This is a genomic window from Gimesia chilikensis (assembly GCF_007744075.1).
Classification (GTDB): Bacteria; Planctomycetota; Planctomycetia; order Planctomycetales; family Planctomycetaceae; genus Gimesia; species Gimesia chilikensis_A.
Window position 1 is genome coordinate 3,888,173 of sequence record NZ_CP036266.1, and the last position, 20,226, is coordinate 3,908,398.

11 protein-coding genes are annotated in these 20,226 nt (G+C 53.7%); 2 read left to right on the forward strand and 9 right to left on the reverse strand.

Annotation, left to right across the window (positions count from 1 at the left end):
- Positions 1–2: 2 nt before the first annotated feature.
- Genes HG66A1_RS14860 through HG66A1_RS14895 form a run of 8 tightly spaced genes read right to left on the reverse strand, consistent with a single transcriptional unit; the run spans position 3 to position 13,425 of the window.
- Positions 3–1,019 carry an AAA family ATPase gene (locus HG66A1_RS14860; RefSeq protein WP_145185319.1) on the reverse strand — a complete coding sequence of 339 codons (1,017 nt, stop codon included), beginning with the start codon at positions 1,017–1,019 and terminating at the stop codon, positions 3–5.
- A 30-nt stretch (positions 1,020–1,049) separates the two neighbouring features.
- Positions 1,050–4,085: a VWA domain-containing protein gene (locus tag HG66A1_RS14865; RefSeq protein WP_145185322.1), complete on the reverse strand. Its 3,036-nt coding sequence runs from the start codon at positions 4,083–4,085 to the stop codon at positions 1,050–1,052.
- Positions 4,082–5,923, reverse strand: a complete 1,842-nt coding sequence (locus tag HG66A1_RS14870) for an ATP-binding cassette domain-containing protein (protein ID WP_145185325.1) — start codon at positions 5,921–5,923, stop codon at positions 4,082–4,084. Before HG66A1_RS14870 ends, HG66A1_RS14865 begins: the two co-directional genes overlap by 4 nt.
- Before the next feature lie 18 nt (positions 5,924–5,941).
- A complete protein-coding gene (locus HG66A1_RS14875) occupies positions 5,942–7,396 on the reverse strand; it encodes a hypothetical protein (RefSeq protein WP_145185328.1) in 1,455 nt (484 codons plus the stop codon).
- Positions 7,393–8,436 carry an extracellular solute-binding protein gene (locus tag HG66A1_RS14880; RefSeq protein ID WP_145185331.1) on the reverse strand — a complete coding sequence of 348 codons (1,044 nt, stop codon included), beginning with the start codon at positions 8,434–8,436 and terminating at the stop codon, positions 7,393–7,395. The genes HG66A1_RS14875 and HG66A1_RS14880 overlap by 4 nt, the downstream gene beginning before the upstream one ends.
- On the reverse strand, positions 8,433–10,058 hold the full coding sequence (locus HG66A1_RS14885) for a hypothetical protein (RefSeq protein WP_145185334.1): 1,626 nt from the start codon (positions 10,056–10,058) through the stop codon (positions 8,433–8,435). The genes HG66A1_RS14880 and HG66A1_RS14885 overlap by 4 nt, the downstream gene beginning before the upstream one ends.
- 52 nt (positions 10,059–10,110) lie before the next feature.
- A complete protein-coding gene (locus HG66A1_RS14890; RefSeq protein WP_145185337.1) occupies positions 10,111–11,790 on the reverse strand; it encodes an EF-hand domain-containing protein in 1,680 nt (559 codons plus the stop codon).
- 3 nt (positions 11,791–11,793) lie between these two features.
- Entirely contained in the window at positions 11,794–13,425 is a 1,632-nt protein-coding gene (locus HG66A1_RS14895) for a DUF1549 and DUF1553 domain-containing protein (RefSeq protein ID WP_145185340.1), read from the reverse strand.
- 297 nt (positions 13,426–13,722) lie between these two features.
- Between HG66A1_RS14895 and HG66A1_RS14900 the strand changes: the two genes are divergently transcribed.
- Both HG66A1_RS14900 and HG66A1_RS14905 read left to right on the forward strand, forming a co-directional pair.
- Complete coding sequence (locus tag HG66A1_RS14900) at positions 13,723–13,923, forward strand: hypothetical protein (RefSeq protein WP_145185343.1); 201 nt, start codon at positions 13,723–13,725, stop codon at positions 13,921–13,923.
- A gap of 63 nt (positions 13,924–13,986) precedes the next feature.
- Positions 13,987–18,327, forward strand: a complete 4,341-nt coding sequence (locus HG66A1_RS14905; RefSeq protein WP_197997153.1) for a PQQ-binding-like beta-propeller repeat protein — start codon at positions 13,987–13,989, stop codon at positions 18,325–18,327.
- A gap of 15 nt (positions 18,328–18,342) precedes the next feature.
- On the opposite strand, the gene recJ is transcribed toward HG66A1_RS14905, so the two are convergent.
- Positions 18,343–20,106, reverse strand: a complete 1,764-nt coding sequence (recJ, locus tag HG66A1_RS14910; RefSeq protein WP_145185349.1) for a single-stranded-DNA-specific exonuclease RecJ — start codon at positions 20,104–20,106, stop codon at positions 18,343–18,345.
- Positions 20,107–20,226 lie beyond the last annotated feature (120 nt).

Genomic DNA, 20,226 nt, shown 5'->3' on the forward strand with positions numbered 1-20,226 from the left:
CGTTACTCCTTCTCGGGCAGTTCCTGGCAGATTTTGGTGATCAGATCGGTTACTTTGATATTTTCCGCCTGCCCGTCATAGTTGAGCAGCACCCGATGCTGTAGCACCTCGTTCGCAAAGTAGCGAATGTCTTCAAACGCCACGTGCGCCCGGCCTTCACTCAAAGCACGCACCCGCGCCGCTTTTACCAGGGACTGTGCTGCCCGGGGACTGGCGCCCCAGTGAATGAATCTGCGGACTTCATCGGTTGCGAAATCAGTTCCCGGATGAGTTGAGAGCACCAGGCGAATGGCATAGTCGCGGATTGGTTCGACAACCACAACCTTTTCCAGCACCGAACGCAGTTCCAGAATCTGACTGCTGTTGAGCAGCTTGGTCAGTTCGACCGGCTGTTTCAGAATGGTCTGCTGCACAATCGTGTTGAGTTCTTCACGGTTAGGAAACGGAACATTAATTTTGAACATAAAGCGGTCCAGCTGTGCTTCAGGAAGTGGATAGGTCCCTTCCTGCTCAATCGGGTTCTGGGTTGCCATCACGAAAAATGGCTGGTCCAGCCGATACTGTGTCCCGCCGGCGGTGACGGTTCCTTCCTGCATCGTTTCCAGCAGGGCCGACTGTGTCTTGGGGGACGCCCGGTTGATTTCGTCTGCCAGCAGCAACTGGGTAAAAATCGGTCCTTTGCGGAATTCGAAGCGGTAGGTCCCGGTTTCGTCGGTACTCATGATATTGGTGCCGATAATATCCGCAGGCATCAGGTCGGGGGTAAACTGAATCCGTTGAAAATGAAGGTCCAGTACACGGGAGAGCGCTTTCACCAGTTCGGTTTTCCCCAGTCCAGGGACCCCTTCCAGCAGGACATTGCCGCCACAAAACAGGGCATAGAGTGTTGATTCCACGACCCGCTCCTGGCCGATAATCATCCGGCCTACTTCGGAGCGCACCTCGTTGAACACTTTTTTAAAGTGATCGGCTTCGGCCTGTAACACGATGGGTTCGTCGGTTGTTTCCGGCTGATTCATATTATTCTCCACGGTTGAAAACCTGTCTGATTACTGATCGTTATCTTTGTCTTCTGAATTTCGTTTTCGTTTCATGTCCAGTAAACGCCCTGTCGTGGACTGATTATCTGGAGGCGTTTGCGGCGGAGGTGGTGCCGACTGCTGATTTCCGGAATCCTTTGCCCCGGGGGGCTTCGGAGTGGCTGCAGGCCCCTTCTGCAGACGCAGCTCCTGTAGTTGGGCGAGAGTCGACTGGCCAGTTTGTTCGGTCGAGCCGCCGCGGCGGGCATCCAGATCGTCCACCACATCCTGTTTGCGCTGCAACAGTGCTCCCATCGTAGCGGTGCTCTGTTTCTGCTCCTTCCCGAACCCAAACCAGCCTTTGATGACGTACCAGTCAAGCTGTACCCGACGGATGGCAACGTCCAGGGGAACGAGGATTGCCAGTGCCATCAGAAACCAGTCGAAGACCGGGTTGGAACTCTGTTTAGGATCGCGGCGACCGTAAATGACGTCTGTTGCATTCACGGGATCCAGCCGTTGCCCGCCGGTCTTTTGTGCAATTTCTTCCAACACAATGGGATTTGAGCGGAACCGCAGGAATTCTGGTGAATAAGGTACTATGAAACCACCATTGGCGTGATCTTCCCGTTCCCCCGATTTTCCAAGAGCCGTGACCTGGTATCGCCCCTTCCCCCAGAGAGGTACCTCAGCCTGGTAGCGACGGGGGCTGACCTGCTTCAGCACCACGGTCTCTTTCCGATCATGGGGGCCAGCAATCCGGGCTGCGACATTTAGAAACGATTCTTCCGGGTGAAAGTCTTCCACCATAATCGTTGCTTTATTACCTGTAACATGGCTCCACAGTTTCAGATGATCCTGTTTCTGCACACGCGAGATCTTGATCATCAGCTGTTTGACAAACGCCTGGTAGTGATCCCAGTTGACCCAGTCTTTTCCCCAGTTGGGAGAGAGGTCCGAAGTAAAGGCGGCCGTCGTTCCCAGTCCGTAACGCCAGAAGGAAAGAACCGGATCAATCTCCCCTTCGGCTTCTTTCTTTTCCGGCGCGTTTAAGACACCTTCTGCCCGCGGTTTGATTGTGGTCAATACATAACCAAACAGGGGTGGAATGCGCTCAATGCCTTTCAAGACTGGAGAGATCATTCCGACCTCCGGCACGAACGTTTCATTCTGAATCATGCTCCGTTTCAGCGTTTTCGATTCTTTGATGAAGATCGAAGGTAACTGGTTGGGATCGGAGGGGAAGTAATACCGGCCGCCCGTGGCGCCCGCGATGGCCCGCATAGTCGAAATATCGCGCCCGCCATGCGGGAAGATGGCGACCATTGAAACGCTGACCTTATTCTTCTGAAAATCACTGATCAGCTTTGGCGCGGGGGGCTGAGGATCACCATCCGAGATGATGATCATGTGCTTGGTGGAGGCATCACTTTCTTTCAGACCCTTCAGCCCCAGACGCATCGTGTTGACAAAGCTGGGCATATCGCCAATTTGCGCGCCATTGATCTTGGGGACCATTTTTTCATAATCGCCGGCGGGCGTCAGCTTGAACAGCCACTTTTCCCCTTCCATATAATCGTAGACCAGAACCCCGACTTCATCCTGAGCCCCCAGCACCTTGATCGCCTGTTTGGTAATCCGTTTCCCCCAGGTGTTCCCCTCCGGAAACTCACAGGTATGCAGAATTATCGCCAGCGCGCCTTTGGGTAAAACTTTCTTTTTAGTGATGTCCATCGTGACGGGCAACGCGTCTTCAATGACCGTACGATGATAGCCTCCCGGGCCAAAACTGTTGTCTCCGCCGACCATCATGAAGCCGATGCCCTGGTTGAAGACGGAGTCGTGGACGGCTTTGAGCTGAATGACATTAAACGCATCAGCGGGTACGTTTACGAAAAGAACCGCGTCATAGGGCATCAGTGAGAGCGAGTCATTCGGAAATTCATAAGCCGAAACGACATCGACATTGCGTTCCCCTTCGCGAATCGCTTTCACCAGCGACTCCCAGTCCCGGTCATCACCGGCTGGATTCGTAACAACGAGAACTTTCCCTTCGCCTTCGACATAGATGTAATTGATGACGGTATTGTTTTCGCGGATCTGGTCATCGGCAGCCTGGGTTTCGATTGTCGCGGAATACTCGTAGTAGCCGGGATCCCGCAGGTAGATGGGGACGACAAATCGATTTTTGCCGGCTTTGAATTTGACTTCCTGTTCGTAAATCTGTTCTCCGTTCTCACGCAGTACCAGCTTGCCTGCACCATCCTGGAGCGAAGAGAGTACCACGGAAGCTTCATAGTTTTCGCCCAGTTTGACGAACCGTGGCAATTCCAGATTTTCCAGCCAGACTTCTTTGTCATATTCATATTGAATCGGTAACACGTCCACGGCGATATCGCGGGATTTCAGCTCGTCCAGAATCTGTGAAATGGAGCCTTCGGTCTCGGTGCCATCGCTGATCAATACGATGCGTCCGCGGTTTTCTTCAGGCAGCATCGCAGCGGCAAGTGACAGAGTCTGCTCGAGATTGGTTGCATCCCTGTCGATACGCGAATTCAATGCTTCAAACGGGAACGACATGCGGGGCGGCAGTTCGACAGCCGAATTTCTTCCGAAAACAACGAGACCGGCTTCATCCTTGGGCGGTTTTTCAGTGACCGTTTTCGTAACGAATTCCAGTGCCTCATCGACGGATCGTTCACCGATGGAATCGGATAGATCCACGGCATAGACTACCGAGATCACATCGCGTACTCGAACGGACCGTGGCTCTGCAATCAGGATCACAAACAGCCCCAGCATCACCAGTCGCGTCAGCAGCGCAGCCAGGGCTCTGCCCCTGCTCAGCCCGCCATAACCGGCGACAGAGAGCCACCAGACCCAGACTGCGAAGAGAATCAGCACGAATGCCCAGGGCCGGGCAAAGAGCAGAACTCCTGAAAGTTCGAGGCCCACACAGAGGCCAGCGTAGAGCAACAGGAAGAAAATCAAAGGGAGTGCCCGCCGCCACGTCACCTGCGTGCGTGCTCTGGGAACTAACTGTTGGTAGAGTTCTTTGATTTTCATGGTGTCAATTTTACGATTAAACGATTTCCGGTGTCAGCCACGAATACCTGATCTTTTGAATTTACTGTCAGTCCCCAGGGAGTCAGAAATTCTCCCTGTTGCATCCCCGTTTTCCCAAACCACCCCAGGATGTTTCCCTGCAGGTCTGTTTTGGTAATGCGTCCCGATCCGTATTCCACGATATACAATTCGCTGGTATTGCGGTCGATGGCGATGTCATAGGGGTAATAGAGGGGAATTCCCCCGGTTTTTGCTCCCAGAATTTCCAGAAACTCTCCTTCATCTGAGAAAATCTGGATCCGATTATTGATTGCATCCGAGACATAAATTTTGTGATCATGCCAGACCATTCCCGCCGGCCGCTGAAACTCCCCCGGTCCGGTCCCCACCTTACCGAATTCGAGCAGATACTCGCCCGTTTCCGAGAACTTCTGAACGCGGTCGTGATTACCATATTCACAGACGTAAATATCGCCCTCCGGATCCTGCACCACAGACACCGGGTAGATAAACTGGGAAGGACCTTCGCCATACTCGCCCAGCATGCGGAGCACCTTTCCTTCTTTGTCAAAGAAGACGACGCGATGATAGTGGGTATCCGCAACCGCGATCTCGCCATTTCTGAGCAGACAGACCCCTTCCGGCTTGCCGATTTCAAAATCAGGCATCTCCCACTGTTTGATTAATTCATCATTTGCATCGTAAACCAAAACCCTTCCTGCGTTATCCAGCACGTAGAGTTCATCGTCAGGCCCCACATTCAGACTGCGCGGCGCCGGAACCTTGATGCCTTCCGCGGGAACAGTCCACTGAGAAATGTCAGAGAAGGATAACTCAGGCGCATCACCGGGAATACAGCCTCCGCACAGGAGCAGACAGCAGAACAGAATCAGCAGTCGAATGGAAATCCGCTGTCCCACTTCCAGTACTGCTCGCGCAGGTCGATGATAAAAAGTATGTGCTGCACCGGTTTCCCGGTTGACGGTACGAACTTCTTCCATAGTTCCGAGAAAGTGAGTCTGTTTGATTTCGAACGGACCGGCAGGATCGGTGATCAGTTCCACCTGTTCGGGGCGTGCCAACATGGGTAAAACGGAGGTATCCCCGGACGAATCGATTTCATTCACGGGCCCCAGAAATGACGCCACCTTCACCGAGGGAGGCGAACGATAAAGTTCTTCGACTGGACCATGATAGATAACCTGCCCCTGATCCAGGCAGATGACCTGTTGTGCTTCGCGGAGTACCAGCTCGGGAGAATGAGTCGAAAAGATAAGTGAAATACTGTGAGAGTCACAATACGCGCGAATGAAATCCCAGTACTGGGGCCAGTGTGCCTGATCGACGTGGACCAGTGGCTCATCCATCACCAGAACTTTCGCCTGACTGGCCAGGGCCCGGACAACCGATAACCGGGACGCTTCCCCCTGCGATAACTGTCCAGGGTATTTATCACTCACTTCGGTTAACCCGAAGGCGGCAAGCAGTTCATCGGCTCGTGCCTGTTGTTGATCTGTATCCGGACTGACCAGCAGACAATGCTCGCGGACCGTGTACTGAGGCCAGAGGCCCATACTGTGCGGAACCCAAAAGAGGTCGAGGGTTGGGGATTTCAAGTGCGTATGATTGCGCTGAAGATCACCCCGATCGGGGCGTTCAAAGCCAACCAACAGGTTTAACAGAGATGTCTTTCCCGCACCGGAATACCCCATGATGGCGGTCACCCCGGCTGGAATTTCCAGGTCGATGCCCTCCAGACGTACGCCCCCCTGCCAGGACAGGCTGACTTCGGTCAGTCGCCAGAGAAGAGTTTCAGATTGGGGAGCCGTTACGACCATCGTTGATCTTTTTTACTTTCAGACAGACACGCGATAGCTGGCGATCCAGAATCGTTTCACAAGGGGAACAAGTGCCAGACAGAGACAAACCGGCACCAGAAAACAGAAAAAGGTGATCGCGGACAACATTGCGTTCTGTCCGTAATGCATCAGTCCGTATAAACGAACAGATGAAGTCATCGTGCTGCCGGGGGCAAGGATCGAGCTGATCGTGACATCCCAGTAAGCCCAGAATGCCAGCAGCACCACGGCCCAGAATTGCATTCTTCCCGAGACAGCCCAAAGCAATTCGCCCCCCTGTCCGGCTTGAGAGGGCCGCGGGGACTGACGAAGTATCTGTGCCAGAAACAGGCCGGCATACTGTTCTCGTTTGAGGAGCATCAGCCGCAGGAACAGGGCGCGGGGAAACAGAAACAGCACAAATCCCAGCAGAACTGGAATCGGCGTCCCATACATCACAGAACCGGCCCGGGTGAGAAACAGGGATGCCAGTCCGAGAGCGAGGATCAGTGCGCCACACAAACCAGGCAGACAGCACAAGAGGCCCGTCAGGCGGGTGAATACGGTGGAACCCTGTTTTAAAAAGAATGAGGCCAGTCCCCAGGCGGCAATACCGGTTGTCGCTGCGTAGGCCAGCGCCCAGGCGCACTCCTGTAAAATGCTGATGAGTTGATACTGATTCTGGAGCAGATTCAGCAGTGATTTTAAACTCCCACCACTGATTAAGAGAAAGGGAACCAGCACGACCAGGGCAAAAGCGGCACCCAGGTAACACCAGTCCCAGAGCTTTACATTCTGAAGTGCGGGAGTAGGAGTTTCAGTCGCTTCCACTTTTCTGGTCTCTCTCTGAAACCGCTGCAACAGGCTGAAGACCCCCAGCAGGATGACGACTTCAATCGCGAGAGGCCCCAGTAGAAAGGAGAGTGTTTCCTGCACGGGAACGCCGCCCGCCTGCGCATCAAAGATCCAGACGGTCCAGGAATCGCGATACATCAGCGAGGCGATTTCAAATTCCTGAAAGCTCAACAGAAATAACAGCGTCCAGACGGGGATCCACAGTCGCAGGGAATTCCAGAGCAAAAAACTGGCTCGAGTTTTCAGGCTGGCCAGTCGCGAACCCGGCGCGCGAAAAACGCGTCGGATGAAATCCGCTTCGGGAGAGATTAATGCTCCCCCTGCCATACTGAAACAGAGTATTCCCACAGGGACCACTTTCATTAAAACGAGAGCTGAGTATGTCAGCTCGACCAGAGCAGGATACTGCACGAATCTGACAGAAATCAGAGACCAGGCATATCCCACCAGGAGTTCAGGAACAAATAACGGTGATAAAATCAGAATTAACAGGAACCAGGAACGAGATTCAAACGCTTTCCGTGTCGGCGGGGTCAACCGCCGGGCTAAAAAGACTCCGATGAATGAAATACATAAACTGCGCAACACGGTCACGCCACAGGCAGTGGCCAGGCTCATTTCAAATACTCCGTTTTGAGCCAGTCCAGCGTCTGCTCTCTTTGTTTGACCAGATTCGTCAATGGATATGCTTTTTCGATCTCAGACCGATACTGTTTTACTTCTTCCGGAACCTGCTCCCAGTCAACCGGCCCCAGGGGGATCTGGCGTGACTGCGAGTGGGCCAGTTCCAGTTCAACCCGCTCCGAGAGCAGAAAATCGACCAGTTTCTCTGCCTGCTCCCGTTTTTGAGTTCCTTTGATGATCGCCACGCTGTTGGGAATCAGAATCACTTTATCCTCGATCGTCACGGGGACGGCAGCCACCGGCTGTTGTTCATCGACGGCGACAAAATAGTCATCCGTGTCTGTATAGCCCAGTACGCAGGCACCGCCGGCGACGAGGTTCTTGACTTGAGAATTTCCGGTCGTGACCTGAATCCCCCGTTTGAGTTGTTCCGCATACCAGGCTTTGAGTTGATCCAGTCCCCAGACATCACAGAGGATGGTGAAATGAGTGAGCGTCGTCCCGTACAGGGGTTTGGCAATCGCGACCTGATCCAACGGCCCGGCCAGAACCTTTTCGATGGCGGCGGAATCCGCCTGCAGCTGATTCGTATTGGTAATAAAAACCCGCAAACGGGCTGCGAAACCGGTCCAGCAGCCTTCCGGATCTTTGAATGATTCAGGGATTCGTTCGTAGCCGGAACCTTTGTAGCTTTCCAGCAGTCCCCGGGATTTGAGATCCGCGGTACCCAGCGTCTGATTATTCCAGAAAACATCGCACTGGGGATGCTCCTGTTCCCGTATGATCAGATTCGTCAGGCCGAGAGATTTAGTGGCTTCGGTATCAAACCGGGGTTCGACGGCGATTCCCGTCTCTGCCATGAATTCGTTGAGTATTTTTTCCGAAAAGATAGAGTCATGTGCGCAGTACACAACCAATGGATCTGCCTGCTTCTGAACATAGAAGACGACTCCAATTCCCAACAGGGCAAGCAGCAGGATGATAATTAAGGTAAGCCAGCCGGGAGCACCCTGGGGCCTGATTTGTTCATTCATTTCTGAGGTGTATTCTCGTCAGTTTTTTTCTCGAGTGAGTTGAAATACTTCTTGATTCCGTCGTGATACCCGGGCGGGATCTGCTCCTGCATGATGGCTTCGCTCATGCCCTGCTTGAGATCCGTGACCAGCTTGTTGTAGTTCTTCTTAGCTTCGCCACTGACGCTGAGCCCCTTGGATTTGAAGGAAAGCAGGACCTTACCAGCGGTGATGGCCGACTTGGACTTTTCGGTTTTAAAACCTTTATCACCCGTGTCGTCTTCATCGACTTTGCCTCCTCCGCCCTGTCCCTCATTGCCGGTCCCTTCACCGGGCATTTCTCCCCCCATCATTTCTGCATAGAGTTCTTCGTAGTCTTCGAGAGTCATGCAGTTTTCGCAGGCTTCTCCATCCAGGCCCGATTTGTCGTTCGCCTTTTTGGCCATCTGGAGAACTTTCAACGCTTCTTCCAGCTTTTTCATATCCTTGGCCGACTGGGCAACCTCTTTGAGTTCCATTTTTGCCAGATCCATGGACTCCATGGCTTCTTTGAAAGCCTCTTCGGGAGAAAGCCCCTTGGACTGCGCCATCTGCATCTGTTTCATGGCTCGCTTCAGCGCTGCTGCCATCGGTTTGGAAGAAGTCTGTTCCCGGGCGAATGACTCCATCTCTTTGAGTTTCTTCTGGATTTCATTCTGCAGTTTTTCCCGTTTGACCGGGTCTTTTTCTTTCATCAGCCGTTGCAGCTGATCTTTCAATTCATCCATCTCTTTGGTGAGTGACTGAGTCGAACCTTCCTGCAGCTCTTTAGACCACTTCTTCATGCCGTCATCTTTCGACATACCACCAAATTTCTGGGCCTGGTCTGCCTTCATCATCATGCTTTTCATATTCTCTTCGGCGCGCTGCCGCCACTTGCCTCCCAGGGACTTCTGGTGACCAGCCAGTGTCTTGGCATTTTCCTGTTTTTTGCCGGGAGTCATCTTGCGGAAGTCCGATTTCAGATTCTCTACCGCCAGTTTGACATCTTTAGACTCTTCGTCGCCTGCACCGTTATCTTTGTTCTTCAACTCAGCCATGCGGGCCTTTGTTGCTTTTTTCTCTTTCTGGAACTCCTTGACCTTTTCCTGTTCAGTTTCCGCAGCCTGGACTTCACCGAAGGGGTCGAGTTGCGGTGCGTATTGCAGTGTCAGAAACAGAACCAGCGTGGAGGCACAGACCCAACCCACCCGTTTCGCCCAGGCAAATTCCACAACCTGGGATGGTTTGATTTTCTGTGCCTGCTTTTCTGCGTCTTGCGCGACCAGGGGCTTATAATTGCCGACGGCCTGTTCCAGCATCGTCACCGTCAGAAACAGATCCTTGGTTCCCTGTCGCTGATCGATCAGGCGGGCTGCCTGTTCGCGATCGGGCCGGCGAAACAGAATCGCTGACAGCACCAGCGTACCAATGGCGACACTGCTGATGGACTCCAGTGGGAACCAGCCGGTCCAGTAGCCGGTCAACCGGCTGAAGAGCATGAGCGCCAGGTACAAGGATGCAGAGATTACAAATGACACAAAGAGTGCACGCCCCCAGACCGCTAGAGCCAGGCGGCGTTGTACGCGTTCGATCAGTCGATTTGATTTTGTCATTTGTTCCATGAGATTTCTCCTTGTTAACAGGAGTTGTTAGTCCATTGATTTATCTGCGATACTAATCCGATTTCGGGGAGAGGGCCTCCGCCTCAGCGGCGCTGATTAGGTGGTCCTGATTCTGGTCCAGTCGTTTAAATGTGGCTGCATCGAACAGAAATTCCCGTTCCGAAATGTCACCATCCCGGTTACGATCCATGCGTTGAAACCAGCGCGGTCCAGAAATGGTACGTGGGATTGTACTGTTCTGGTTCATTGCCATGGAATCCATCCGTGGATCAAACTGAAACAATTGCGGTTTCCCGAGTTCAAATGTCAGTTTGAAATGTCCTCGCAATTCTGCAGGATCCAGTGACTGGTCCCGGTTTTTGTCATACTCCCGCACTCGCTGGAGACTGTTTTTGAGTTCGCGAGGGCTCAAGCGTCGATCCAGATCGGCGTCGAGAATTTCAAACAGGGATTTGCCATCGTTGCTGATGGTCATCACGACTTGGTTCTGTACGGAAGACGTTTTCTGAATCAGGTAGTCGGTCAGCTCTTCTTTGTGCAGCATTTCATCCTGATCCTTATCCGCTTTCTGATAGTCGGCACCGGGGATATTCAACTGCATGAATTCGTTTGGAGACAGATAACCATTTTTATCACTGTCGACGACTCGAAAACGTGTCTGGTAGAAACGGACATTGTCAGCCAGCATGTGCCGCGAACTCTTGACGCGAAATTCGAGTTGCAGACTGTCGAGCCGCAACTGCAGTCGCGAACGGGACGGGGACTCAACCTCGGTGACGCGAGGCGTCTGCTTACTGACGAACTTAAGCGTGGGGCGGAATGCTTTCTGTCGCGGGAGCGCCATTTCCAGTTGCAGATCACTTACGGGATGATGCAACCAGGCGGACATCTCCTCTCGATTCAAATAACCATCCGCGTCCTGATCGAAATCCTGAATCAGGGATGTCCCACTGCTGGTGGAACTGAAACAGGCCAGAGCCAGGGCATCCTGCTTGGGATTGGCGTGTTCAACATATTTTTTCAACAGTTCATCAACCGCCTGGCGAATCGAGCGATCGTTGTCCAACTGCCGGAAGGGCGTCTCGGTTTCTCCCTGACCTCCTCCAACCACGGTTTGAGTCTGATTCGCATTAAAAGGTCGAAGTTCCGCCAGATTCAGCACTTCATCTTCATCACGATCGAACTGCGTCAACGCGCGGGAGCTGGCTTCGAATTCCGCATCGCTCACGGAACCATCACCGTTGTAATCCAGTTTGCGAAATAGTTCGATTACCTGGGAAGTTCGTGTGGGAGCCCCCGCGATGCGAAACGCGGAACCCTGGGCACGGTGAATATAGGTCGCAAATTCTCCGATGCTCAACTTCTGGTCCCGGGGCGCTACATCCAGCAATTTTAGCCGCTCTGCCGGGCTCCCCTGATCAAACAGGCGGATACCGAATGCCGGGACGTTTTCCATCTCGGTCTGATCAATGAACTGATCCTCGTTACGGTCCAGCGAGGTAAAGAGGCGTTCGATGTAATCGGTCGTTGTCGCGCAGAAATCAGCTTCATCTACGTGAATGTTAACGGCAATCACAACGGGGGCTGAGGGGGCCAGAAGCAAAATTCGCTGTGCCGTTGTTGATTGCGGCGCGGAACCCTGAACTTCTCCTGCTAAGCTGATGCGCAATGGGACCAGTCCCAGCAGAGCTGCGGTCAGGTAGCAACAGATTGTCCTGGCGGCTGCGGTCATGTGTTAATGATTCAATAAAAACTCACTACTGTTTAACAGGGCCCAGAACAGATTCGCATAGGCGTCCGTCTGGTCTTCACTGGCTGTGATATACGATTTCAGTCTGTTTTGTTCGGCCGATGTGGGAGGCCGGGAAAGCGTGGACAGATAAAAGGCTTCGATTTTCTGTTCGACCGATTGACCGGGGAAATCCACAATCGCGGTAAACACATCGGACTCTTCCAGACTGGTCGCGTTGGTGATAAAGGTACCGTTCATCAGCGCCAGAGCCTGCAATATTGTAGCCCGGGGCTCCAGCTGGTTTTCGGCCTCCGATTGAAACAGTTCGTAAATTTCCGTCTGGGGAGAATTTGTGCCTCCTGCGACCAATCGCGGATCCGTTTCTGTCGTCTGGCGGAAGAATCCCGTGGACTGGACCAGATTGGCAAAGATCTGTTCTGAGGTCAGCCCCCGTGTCGGCATTTTTCCATACCATTCTGCACGAGACTGACTGGGATCGGTCTGATGGCTGGTGAGCTGATAGGTCTCGGAATTAGTGATTTCGCGAATCAGATATTTCAGATCGTAATCGTGCTGCTGAAAGGCTCGCGCCATGGCATCCAGCAGTTCCGGATGCGAGGCGGGGTTGGTCGCAGAAAAATCATCGACCGGGTCCACGATGCCTCGACCAAAGAACAGACTCCAGATTCGATTCACCGACGCTTTGGCAAAATAGGGGTTCTGTGAAGATGTGATCCATTCCGATAGCCGTTCCCGGGGCCCACGCTGATTCTGCTCCCAGTCGATCTCCTTTCCGTTCAGAAAGCTGGCTTCGACCAGTCGATTTGTATCGGGAATTTTGATCGCGGGTTTGCCGGTAACTTCTCTCAAGCTGAATCCGGTAATCAGATTATTCTGTTGGGACTGATCGAAATTGGCAAAGAAAGCCGCGAACTTCCAGAACTGCTCCTGCTTCCAGGTATCAAAAGGATGATCATGACACTGGGCACATTCAATCCGGACTCCCAGAAAGGCACGGGAAGTACTGGCGGCCAGACTCTCTGGTTTGAGCTGCTTGGACACATAGAAAGCCCGCGGAGTGGGCTCCATTGTCTCTGCCTGTGCTGCGTCCTGATCAAAGGGCGCACCTATGATGGCTTGAGCCAAGGCAGCGTAGGAAGTGTCGTTTCGCAGTTGAGTTCGCAGCCAGGCTTCGAATTCGGGCACCTGTTGTCGGGCAAATGGATCTGTGCCGGCTTCGGGGATCAGGATCTCCCGCCAGAGACTGGTGAAGTGGACCACGAACCCCGGACTGGCCAATAAGCGTTCAATCAACTGAGACCGCTTATCGGGAGTAGTATCTGCCAGAAACTGGCGTACTTCAGCTACCGGTGGAATTTTGCCGGACAGATCCAGGTAGACCCGCCTCATGAATTCCGCATCCGAAGCACGGGGAGCGATCTGAACCTGTTCGCGCTGGTGGGCTTCTCGGATGAACTGATCGATCTGGCCGGCCAGCCGCTGTGGTTCTCTGTCGGCTGCAGACTTTTCCGCAGCGACTAAGATCGACTGCTGGCAGATCAGAAATAGTCCAGCCAGTAGCAGACTGCCCGCCTTGTTACCTCGGTTGTGCTGATTTTCGCTGGCACTTAACACGGGTGCAGTCCTTAAAGAGAAACGGACAACGGATTCACTCAGTCTAAAAGAAATGATTGCCAGACATGGCCTGATTACATATAGTCAATTGTACAATGAGCTTGCAGCAATACAAGGGCGTTCCCGGTCTCGAGTCTAGAACCGGTCAGATCAGAATTCGTTCCAGAAGCACTGATCTTGAAATATTTTATGAAAGTTCATGAAATACTGATTCACCCTTAGTAAGTTAGAGGCGACAGTAAGTCCGTTTTGCTCAACTTTTTCTCCAGATTCACGATTTTCTTACTGAAAGATGACATGTTGCTCCTGTCGGGTCTGCGTCAGCAGATGAAAAAACATAAAGATGACCTGCTGGTGATTGTCGGTGGTGCCGGATTGTTTATGTTCGGTTTCCTGGATGAGGGTCTGGCCTGGTTTTTCAAGTCGTCGGGTGTGCTCATGTTTCTCTGGGGCTGTGCGACCCTGTATGTGAATCTCAAATCGAGCGAACAGCAATAACAACGTCTCAGTTCAAAGACTGATTGGGCGTTTTTGAGTGTGTTAACCATGAAAATCATTTCTATGACTCGTTCTATATCTTGCGTGCCGCTCCTGATCTGTCTGACGGTCTGTCTCTACAGTGTCTCAGTTCTGCAAGCAGGCGACTGGCCCATGTGGCGCTACGACGCCGGACATACGGCTTCTTCGCCTGATGCCCTGCCCGACCAGTTGACGCCTGTCTGGACCCGGAAATTCAGCCCCCGGAAACAGGTCTGGGATGATCCGTTAAACAATGACCTGATGACGTACGACAAAGTCTTTGAACCGGTCGTGTCTGGCCGACGGATGTTTGTCGGGTTTAACGACGCCGATAAACTCGTCGCTCTGGATACCCGGACCGGGGAGACGCTCTGGACGTTCTTCACCGATGGTCCCGTTCGTTTTTCGCCGGTTGCGACGGAAGACAGGGTCTACCTGGTCAGTGATGACGGACACCTCTATTGCCTCAACAGTAGCGACGGAACTTTGATCTGGAAGTTTCGTGGCGCGCCAGCGGCACAGAAGACATTGGGAAATCAGCGGGTGATTTCTGCCTGGCCTGCCCGCGGCGGTCCTGTTTTATACGACGATCAGATATATTTTGCAGCCAGTATCTGGCCGTTTATGGGGACGTTCATATATGCTCTGGATGCAGAGACCGGAACGGTCACCTGGGTAAATGATTCGACCAGTGCCAGCTACATCAAACAACCGCATAGCGCCCCTTCTTTTGCGGGTGTGGCGCCACAGGGCACGCTCGTGGCAACTGAAGAACTGCTGCTGGTGCCCGGCGGTCGTTCTGTTCCCGCAGCCCTGGATCGCAAGACAGGCGAATTGAAGTACTTTCATCTGGGAGGCAAAGGGAACGGCGGTTCGTTCGTCATCTCAGGCGAGAAAGAATTCTTTGTGCATACCCGCTATCGGGGAGTTCGCGCTTACAATCTGGAAACCGGATTGCCCAACCTGTACGTGCACAATGAACCGGTGCTCCACGACGAACAGATCTATTCCGCCAGTGTGAAAGATAAACAGCCGGTGCTGGAAGCCTTTAATCGCCAGCATAAGGCACTCTGGTCTCTCCCCGTCGATGGACAGGGAGATCTGATCCGAGCCGGAAATCGTCTCTACGCAGTTGGTGAGCAGACGCTTTCCGCTGTCGAACTGCCAGCCAGTACAGATGCCAAACCGCAGGTTGCCTGGCAACAACCTATTTCCGGAACCGTCGCTCGTTTACTGGCTGCAGATAACAGGCTCTACGCGGTCACTCAGGAGGGCGCGATCATGGCGTTCGCCGCACCAGGAGAGCAAACTGAATCCATAATCACGGAGTCCACACCTGAAACGAAACTAGCGGTCGATCGTGCTGCCATGGAACTAGCTGCCCGGATTCTGAAACAGACTGAAGCCCGTACCGGGTATGCAGTCTGCGTGGGCGGGGATAATCCTGATTTACTGGACGCTTTCCTGCGACTCTCTCCGTTGCAACTGGTGGTGCTGGAGACTGATCCGCATAGTGTCACTGCTCTTCGCAAACGTTTCGATGCTCGCGGGGAATATGGCACGCGTATCTCGGTTCACCAGGGAACTCCGACCCGTTTCCAGGCGCCACAGCACATTGCCCGGGTGACGATCGTCAGCCCTTCGCAGGTGGAATCGTTGACCAGTGCCTCTTTGCAGCAAATTTATCGCTCGGTTCGCCCGTATGGCGGTGTCATCTGGATTCCTGCAGCAGACGAGCGACTTGAGTCTCTCAAAAACATGATCCGTCAGGCGCAGCTTCCTAAAGCTGAGGTGACGGAACTGGCTGATGGTCTCCTGATTCGCCGAGTGGGGGCACTGCCTGACTCGGCTGACTGGACTCACCAGTATGGGGATATCGCGAACAGTGTGAAATCGAATGACAAGCGAGTCAAGCTCCCGTTGGGAGTTCTGTGGTTTGGCGGAAATTCGCACGACGATGTACTCCCGCGACACGGGCATGGCCCACCTGAGCAGGTGATCGGCGGTCGCACATTTCTGGAAGGCATGAACAGCCTGAGTGCCCGCGATGTTTACACGGGGGAAGTGCTCTGGAGACGTGAATTTGACGACCTGGGCACGTTTGGCATCTATTTTAATTCGACTTATGAAGACACGCCGCTCAGTACGCAGTACAACCAGAAACACATTCCCGGCGCGAACGCCCGTGGCACAAACTATATCGCCACAACTGAAGAGGTCTATCTGGCCATTGGTCCGGAGTGCCATGTGCTGAGTGCCGTTGATGGGCAGACGCAACGAATCATCAAACTGCCGGATCCTAAAAAAGACTGGGCCTTTATCGCTGTGGACCAGGATATCCTGCTGGCCGGAAATGGATTTGCTCATTATGGCAAACGGGCTCAGGAGAAAGCAGGCAAAGACGGCCCCGCGGCGACTGACTTGTCTGCCAGTCGGGGGTTGATTGCCTTTGATCGTCGGTCAGGAGAAAAGCTCTGGCAGGTCGATGCCGTGCATTCATTCTTACACAACGGAATCGTTGCGGGACGGAATCGGTTGTACTGCCTCGACAAACTCCCAGCGAGTGCCGAGAAAAAACTGTCGCGGCGCGGTATGGCTGATCCATCACAGTATCGCATTCTCTGCCTGGATCTGCAGACCGGGAAGGAACTCTGGTCGACCAAGGAAAGTATCTTTGGTTCCTGGCTGGGCTACTCTGAAAAACATGATCTGCTGTTGCAGGCCGGAGCCCGGGCCAGCGATCGCCTCAGTGATGAGGTGGGCCAGGGAATGATTGCCTACCAGGCCGATGACGGCTCCATCCTCTGGCAGAAGAAGGATCAGAAATATACCGGTCCGCTGGTGCTGCACAACGATCTGATTATCACTTCCGCCAATTCGTACCAGGTCTCAGGAGGCGCCTTTCACATCAGGGATGGCAGCCCTTATACGATTACGAATCCAATTACCCGCGAAAAAGAACCCCTGAAGTTTTCCCGCACCTATGGCTGCAATTATGTGATCGCCAGTGAGAATCTGCTGACGTTCCGATCCGGTGCTGCAGGTTTTTATGATCTGGCCAATCAGAGTGGGACCGGTAATTTCGGCGGGTTCAAATCGAGTTGTACTTCGAATCTGGTTGTGGCGAATGGTGTATTGAATGCCCCCGATTACACTCGCACCTGCAGTTGCTCCTATCAGAACCAGACCTCCCTGGCCTTAATCCATATGCCTGAAATCGAAATCTGGACCAACAGCCAGTTACAGGACGCTGCAGAGTCGACGGGAGTCGTGAAACAGGCGGGGATCAATTTCGGTGCCCCCGGGGATCGCAGGGCAGACACCGGTACTCTCTGGCTGGATTATCCCAGCGTGGGTGGGGAGTCTCCTGACTTAGCAGTCACCATCGCAAACAAAAACTATCGCACCTTCCGCCACCATGCACTTAAAATCAACGATTCACCGTCGAAACCGGGTTTGAACTGGGGCGCTGCCTCCGGCATTGAAGACCCACAGAAGATTACGATCGCCATCCGCCAGGAGGATTCAGCTAAACAAGGAGAAGGCATTCCGGTGGTGAGTGTCGACGATGACGCCGAAGAGAACTCCAAGGGGAACGTCAGCATGAACAGCAGCGATCTGGAACTGACGATGGATGGCGGTGATCCCCAGGTCGTGGCGATTCGTTTTACCGATATTCCCCTGTCACGCACCGAGGAACTGGATGCAGCCTATATTCAATTCACTGTCGATGAGACGGGTAAGAAAGAGTGCCAGCTGAAAATCCAGGGCGAGCTGACAGTTAATTCGAAACCGCTGATGGAAGCAAAACACAACCTCTCCAGCCGCAAACGGACGCGGGCTGTCGTTGCCTGGTCGCCCCCTGCCTGGACCAAAGTGGATGCTGCTGGAGAAGCACAACGGACACCCGATCTGAAACCGATTCTCGATGAAATTCGCCAGCAGCCTGGCTGGAAACCGGGTAACCCGATTTCATTTATCATCACCGGTACGGGCACACGCACGGCCCGCTCTTATCGGGGGCCGACTTCCGGATCGGCGCGACTGGTACTGAAAAAGAAAGAGTCAGCGACGGAGAACCGTGCTGAAGATGTCGCTGCGAAAACGAATGAAAATGCCCGACGCTATTCAGTTCGCCTGACCTTCAATGAACCGAACATGAAACTAAAAGTCGGGGAACGAAAGTTTGATGTGTTCCTGCAGGGAGAACGGGTGCTGCAGGACTTCGATATTCTGGCCGAGACTGGTCAACCCATGCGGAGCCTGGTTAAGGAAATCCCCGGAGTGGTTGTAGCCGATCAGCTGGTGCTGGAATTCAAGTCCGTCAGCAGTTCTCAAGCCGTCCCCCTGATCTCGGGAATCGAGCTGATCAGTGAGGACTGACCAGCGTCCGTCTGCTCAGGAAGTAACGGTGGTATCAGCTGTCTCGGAGATCCAGTCTTTCAGTTGGAGCTGTACGCTTTCAAAACCACGAAAGCGGTTGATATTCGGAGCGAAGCTGATCGAAAAAGGACCGCCGGCTTCTTCCATCTGGCTGGCCCACTCTCCTTTGCCGAAGGCGATGGCACGAATACGGGTTTTGTGCTGCTGAAAGACCAGCGACAGGTGCCGTCCCCCTTCTCCCATCGTTTTAGGAGGCTCGGCCAGTTCGACCCGGGTGGCGACAAACTGAGGCCGTGGATTCTCCTGCCCGAACGGGCCCAGGCAATCCAGTTCCAACACCGCCTGTTTGGTGATTTCGTTCAGACAGACTTCCGCATCGATCTTCACCAGTAGATCGTCGTCTGATGGCGGGGGCGCCGTAGCCGCATAGGCGGCGAACGCCTGGCGAAAGTCTTCAATTTTGTCCTCTTCGATGCGCAAGCCTGCGGCAGCCTGGTGACCGCCGAAGCGCATCAGGTGCTCAGCACAGGATGAGAAACCGGCATGCAGATCGAAGCCGGCGAAGGACCGCGCCGATCCCTGACCGGTACGGGTCGCGGCTTCAAGGGCGATCAATACCGTTGGTTTTTCAAAATGCTCGGCGACTCGGTTTGCAACGATGCCGATCACACCGGGGTGCCAGTCCGGATGGGCAAGGACCAGGGTCTGGTGCTCTTCCCACTCGGCGTTCTCTTCGACCATCTCGCGTGCCTGTTTGAGAATCCGGCGTTCGACCGTGCGACGGTTTTTATTGAGTTCATCCAGGTAGAGTGCCAGCTGCACGGCCCGCTCCCGATTACTGGTAGTGAGCAGTTCCACCGCCAGGCGGGCCTGTCCCAGTCGACCGGCGGCATTCAGTCGGGGCGCGATGGCAAAGCCGATGTCTTCGGTATCAAGCGGTTGACCGGTTTTGATCTCCGCGACCTTCATCAGCTCCTGCAGTCCCAGGGGAGCCAGTTCTGCGAGTGCCCCGAGTCCGTAGCGGACAATAATCCGATTTTCACCAACGAGGGGAACCACATCGGCAATAGTTCCAATTGCAGCCAATCCGACGGCACATTTGAGAAACTCGCGCATCTGGGGAGAGGCTTTCTGGCCATCCCCCAGTTTCTGACAAACGGCCCAGGCCAGTTTCAAAGCGACCCCGGCACCACAGAGGTGAGGAAATTCATAGTCGCCTCCGGGGAGGCGGGGATGCACGAGACAGGCCGCAGCCGGCAGCTCTTCATCCATCTGATGGTGATCGGTAATAATCAGTTCCAGGCCGAGTTCTTTTGCGAGAGCGGCCTCTGTGACACTGGTGATCCCACAGTCGACCGTAATCAACAGCCGCTCTGGATCTTCTTCGTGTAATTCGAGAATGGCATCACAGTTCAGTCCGTAGCCATCATCCAGGCGGTTGGGAATGAAATAGTCACATTGTCCATTGGCCAGGGTGATGCACTGCAGCAGAATACTGGTGGCGGTCATGCCATCGACGTCGTAGTCGCCGTAGATAGTGATCCGACGTTTTGAATTCAGGGCAGCGATCACACGGTCGGTAGCTTCTTCGATGCCGGGCATACTGCAGGGATCGAGTAGCTCATTCATGCGAGCGTTGATAAAACTGCGGGCGGTGCCCACATCCTGGAGCCCGCGGGCGATCAAAACCTGGGCCAGCAGGGGAGAAATCCGCATTTCAGAACTGAGGCGGCGTACCTGAGATTCATCGTGGGGGGCAAATCGCCAGTTTTGAGTCATCCGTGCTCTCGCTCTTCTTCATCAGAGGGCCATATTCCGCTTGTATCGAGTATTTATTAAAACAGAGTCCAGGCTGGCTGTCAAAACCCCTGCTCCGGGAACTGGCGAAAATGCCCGAGT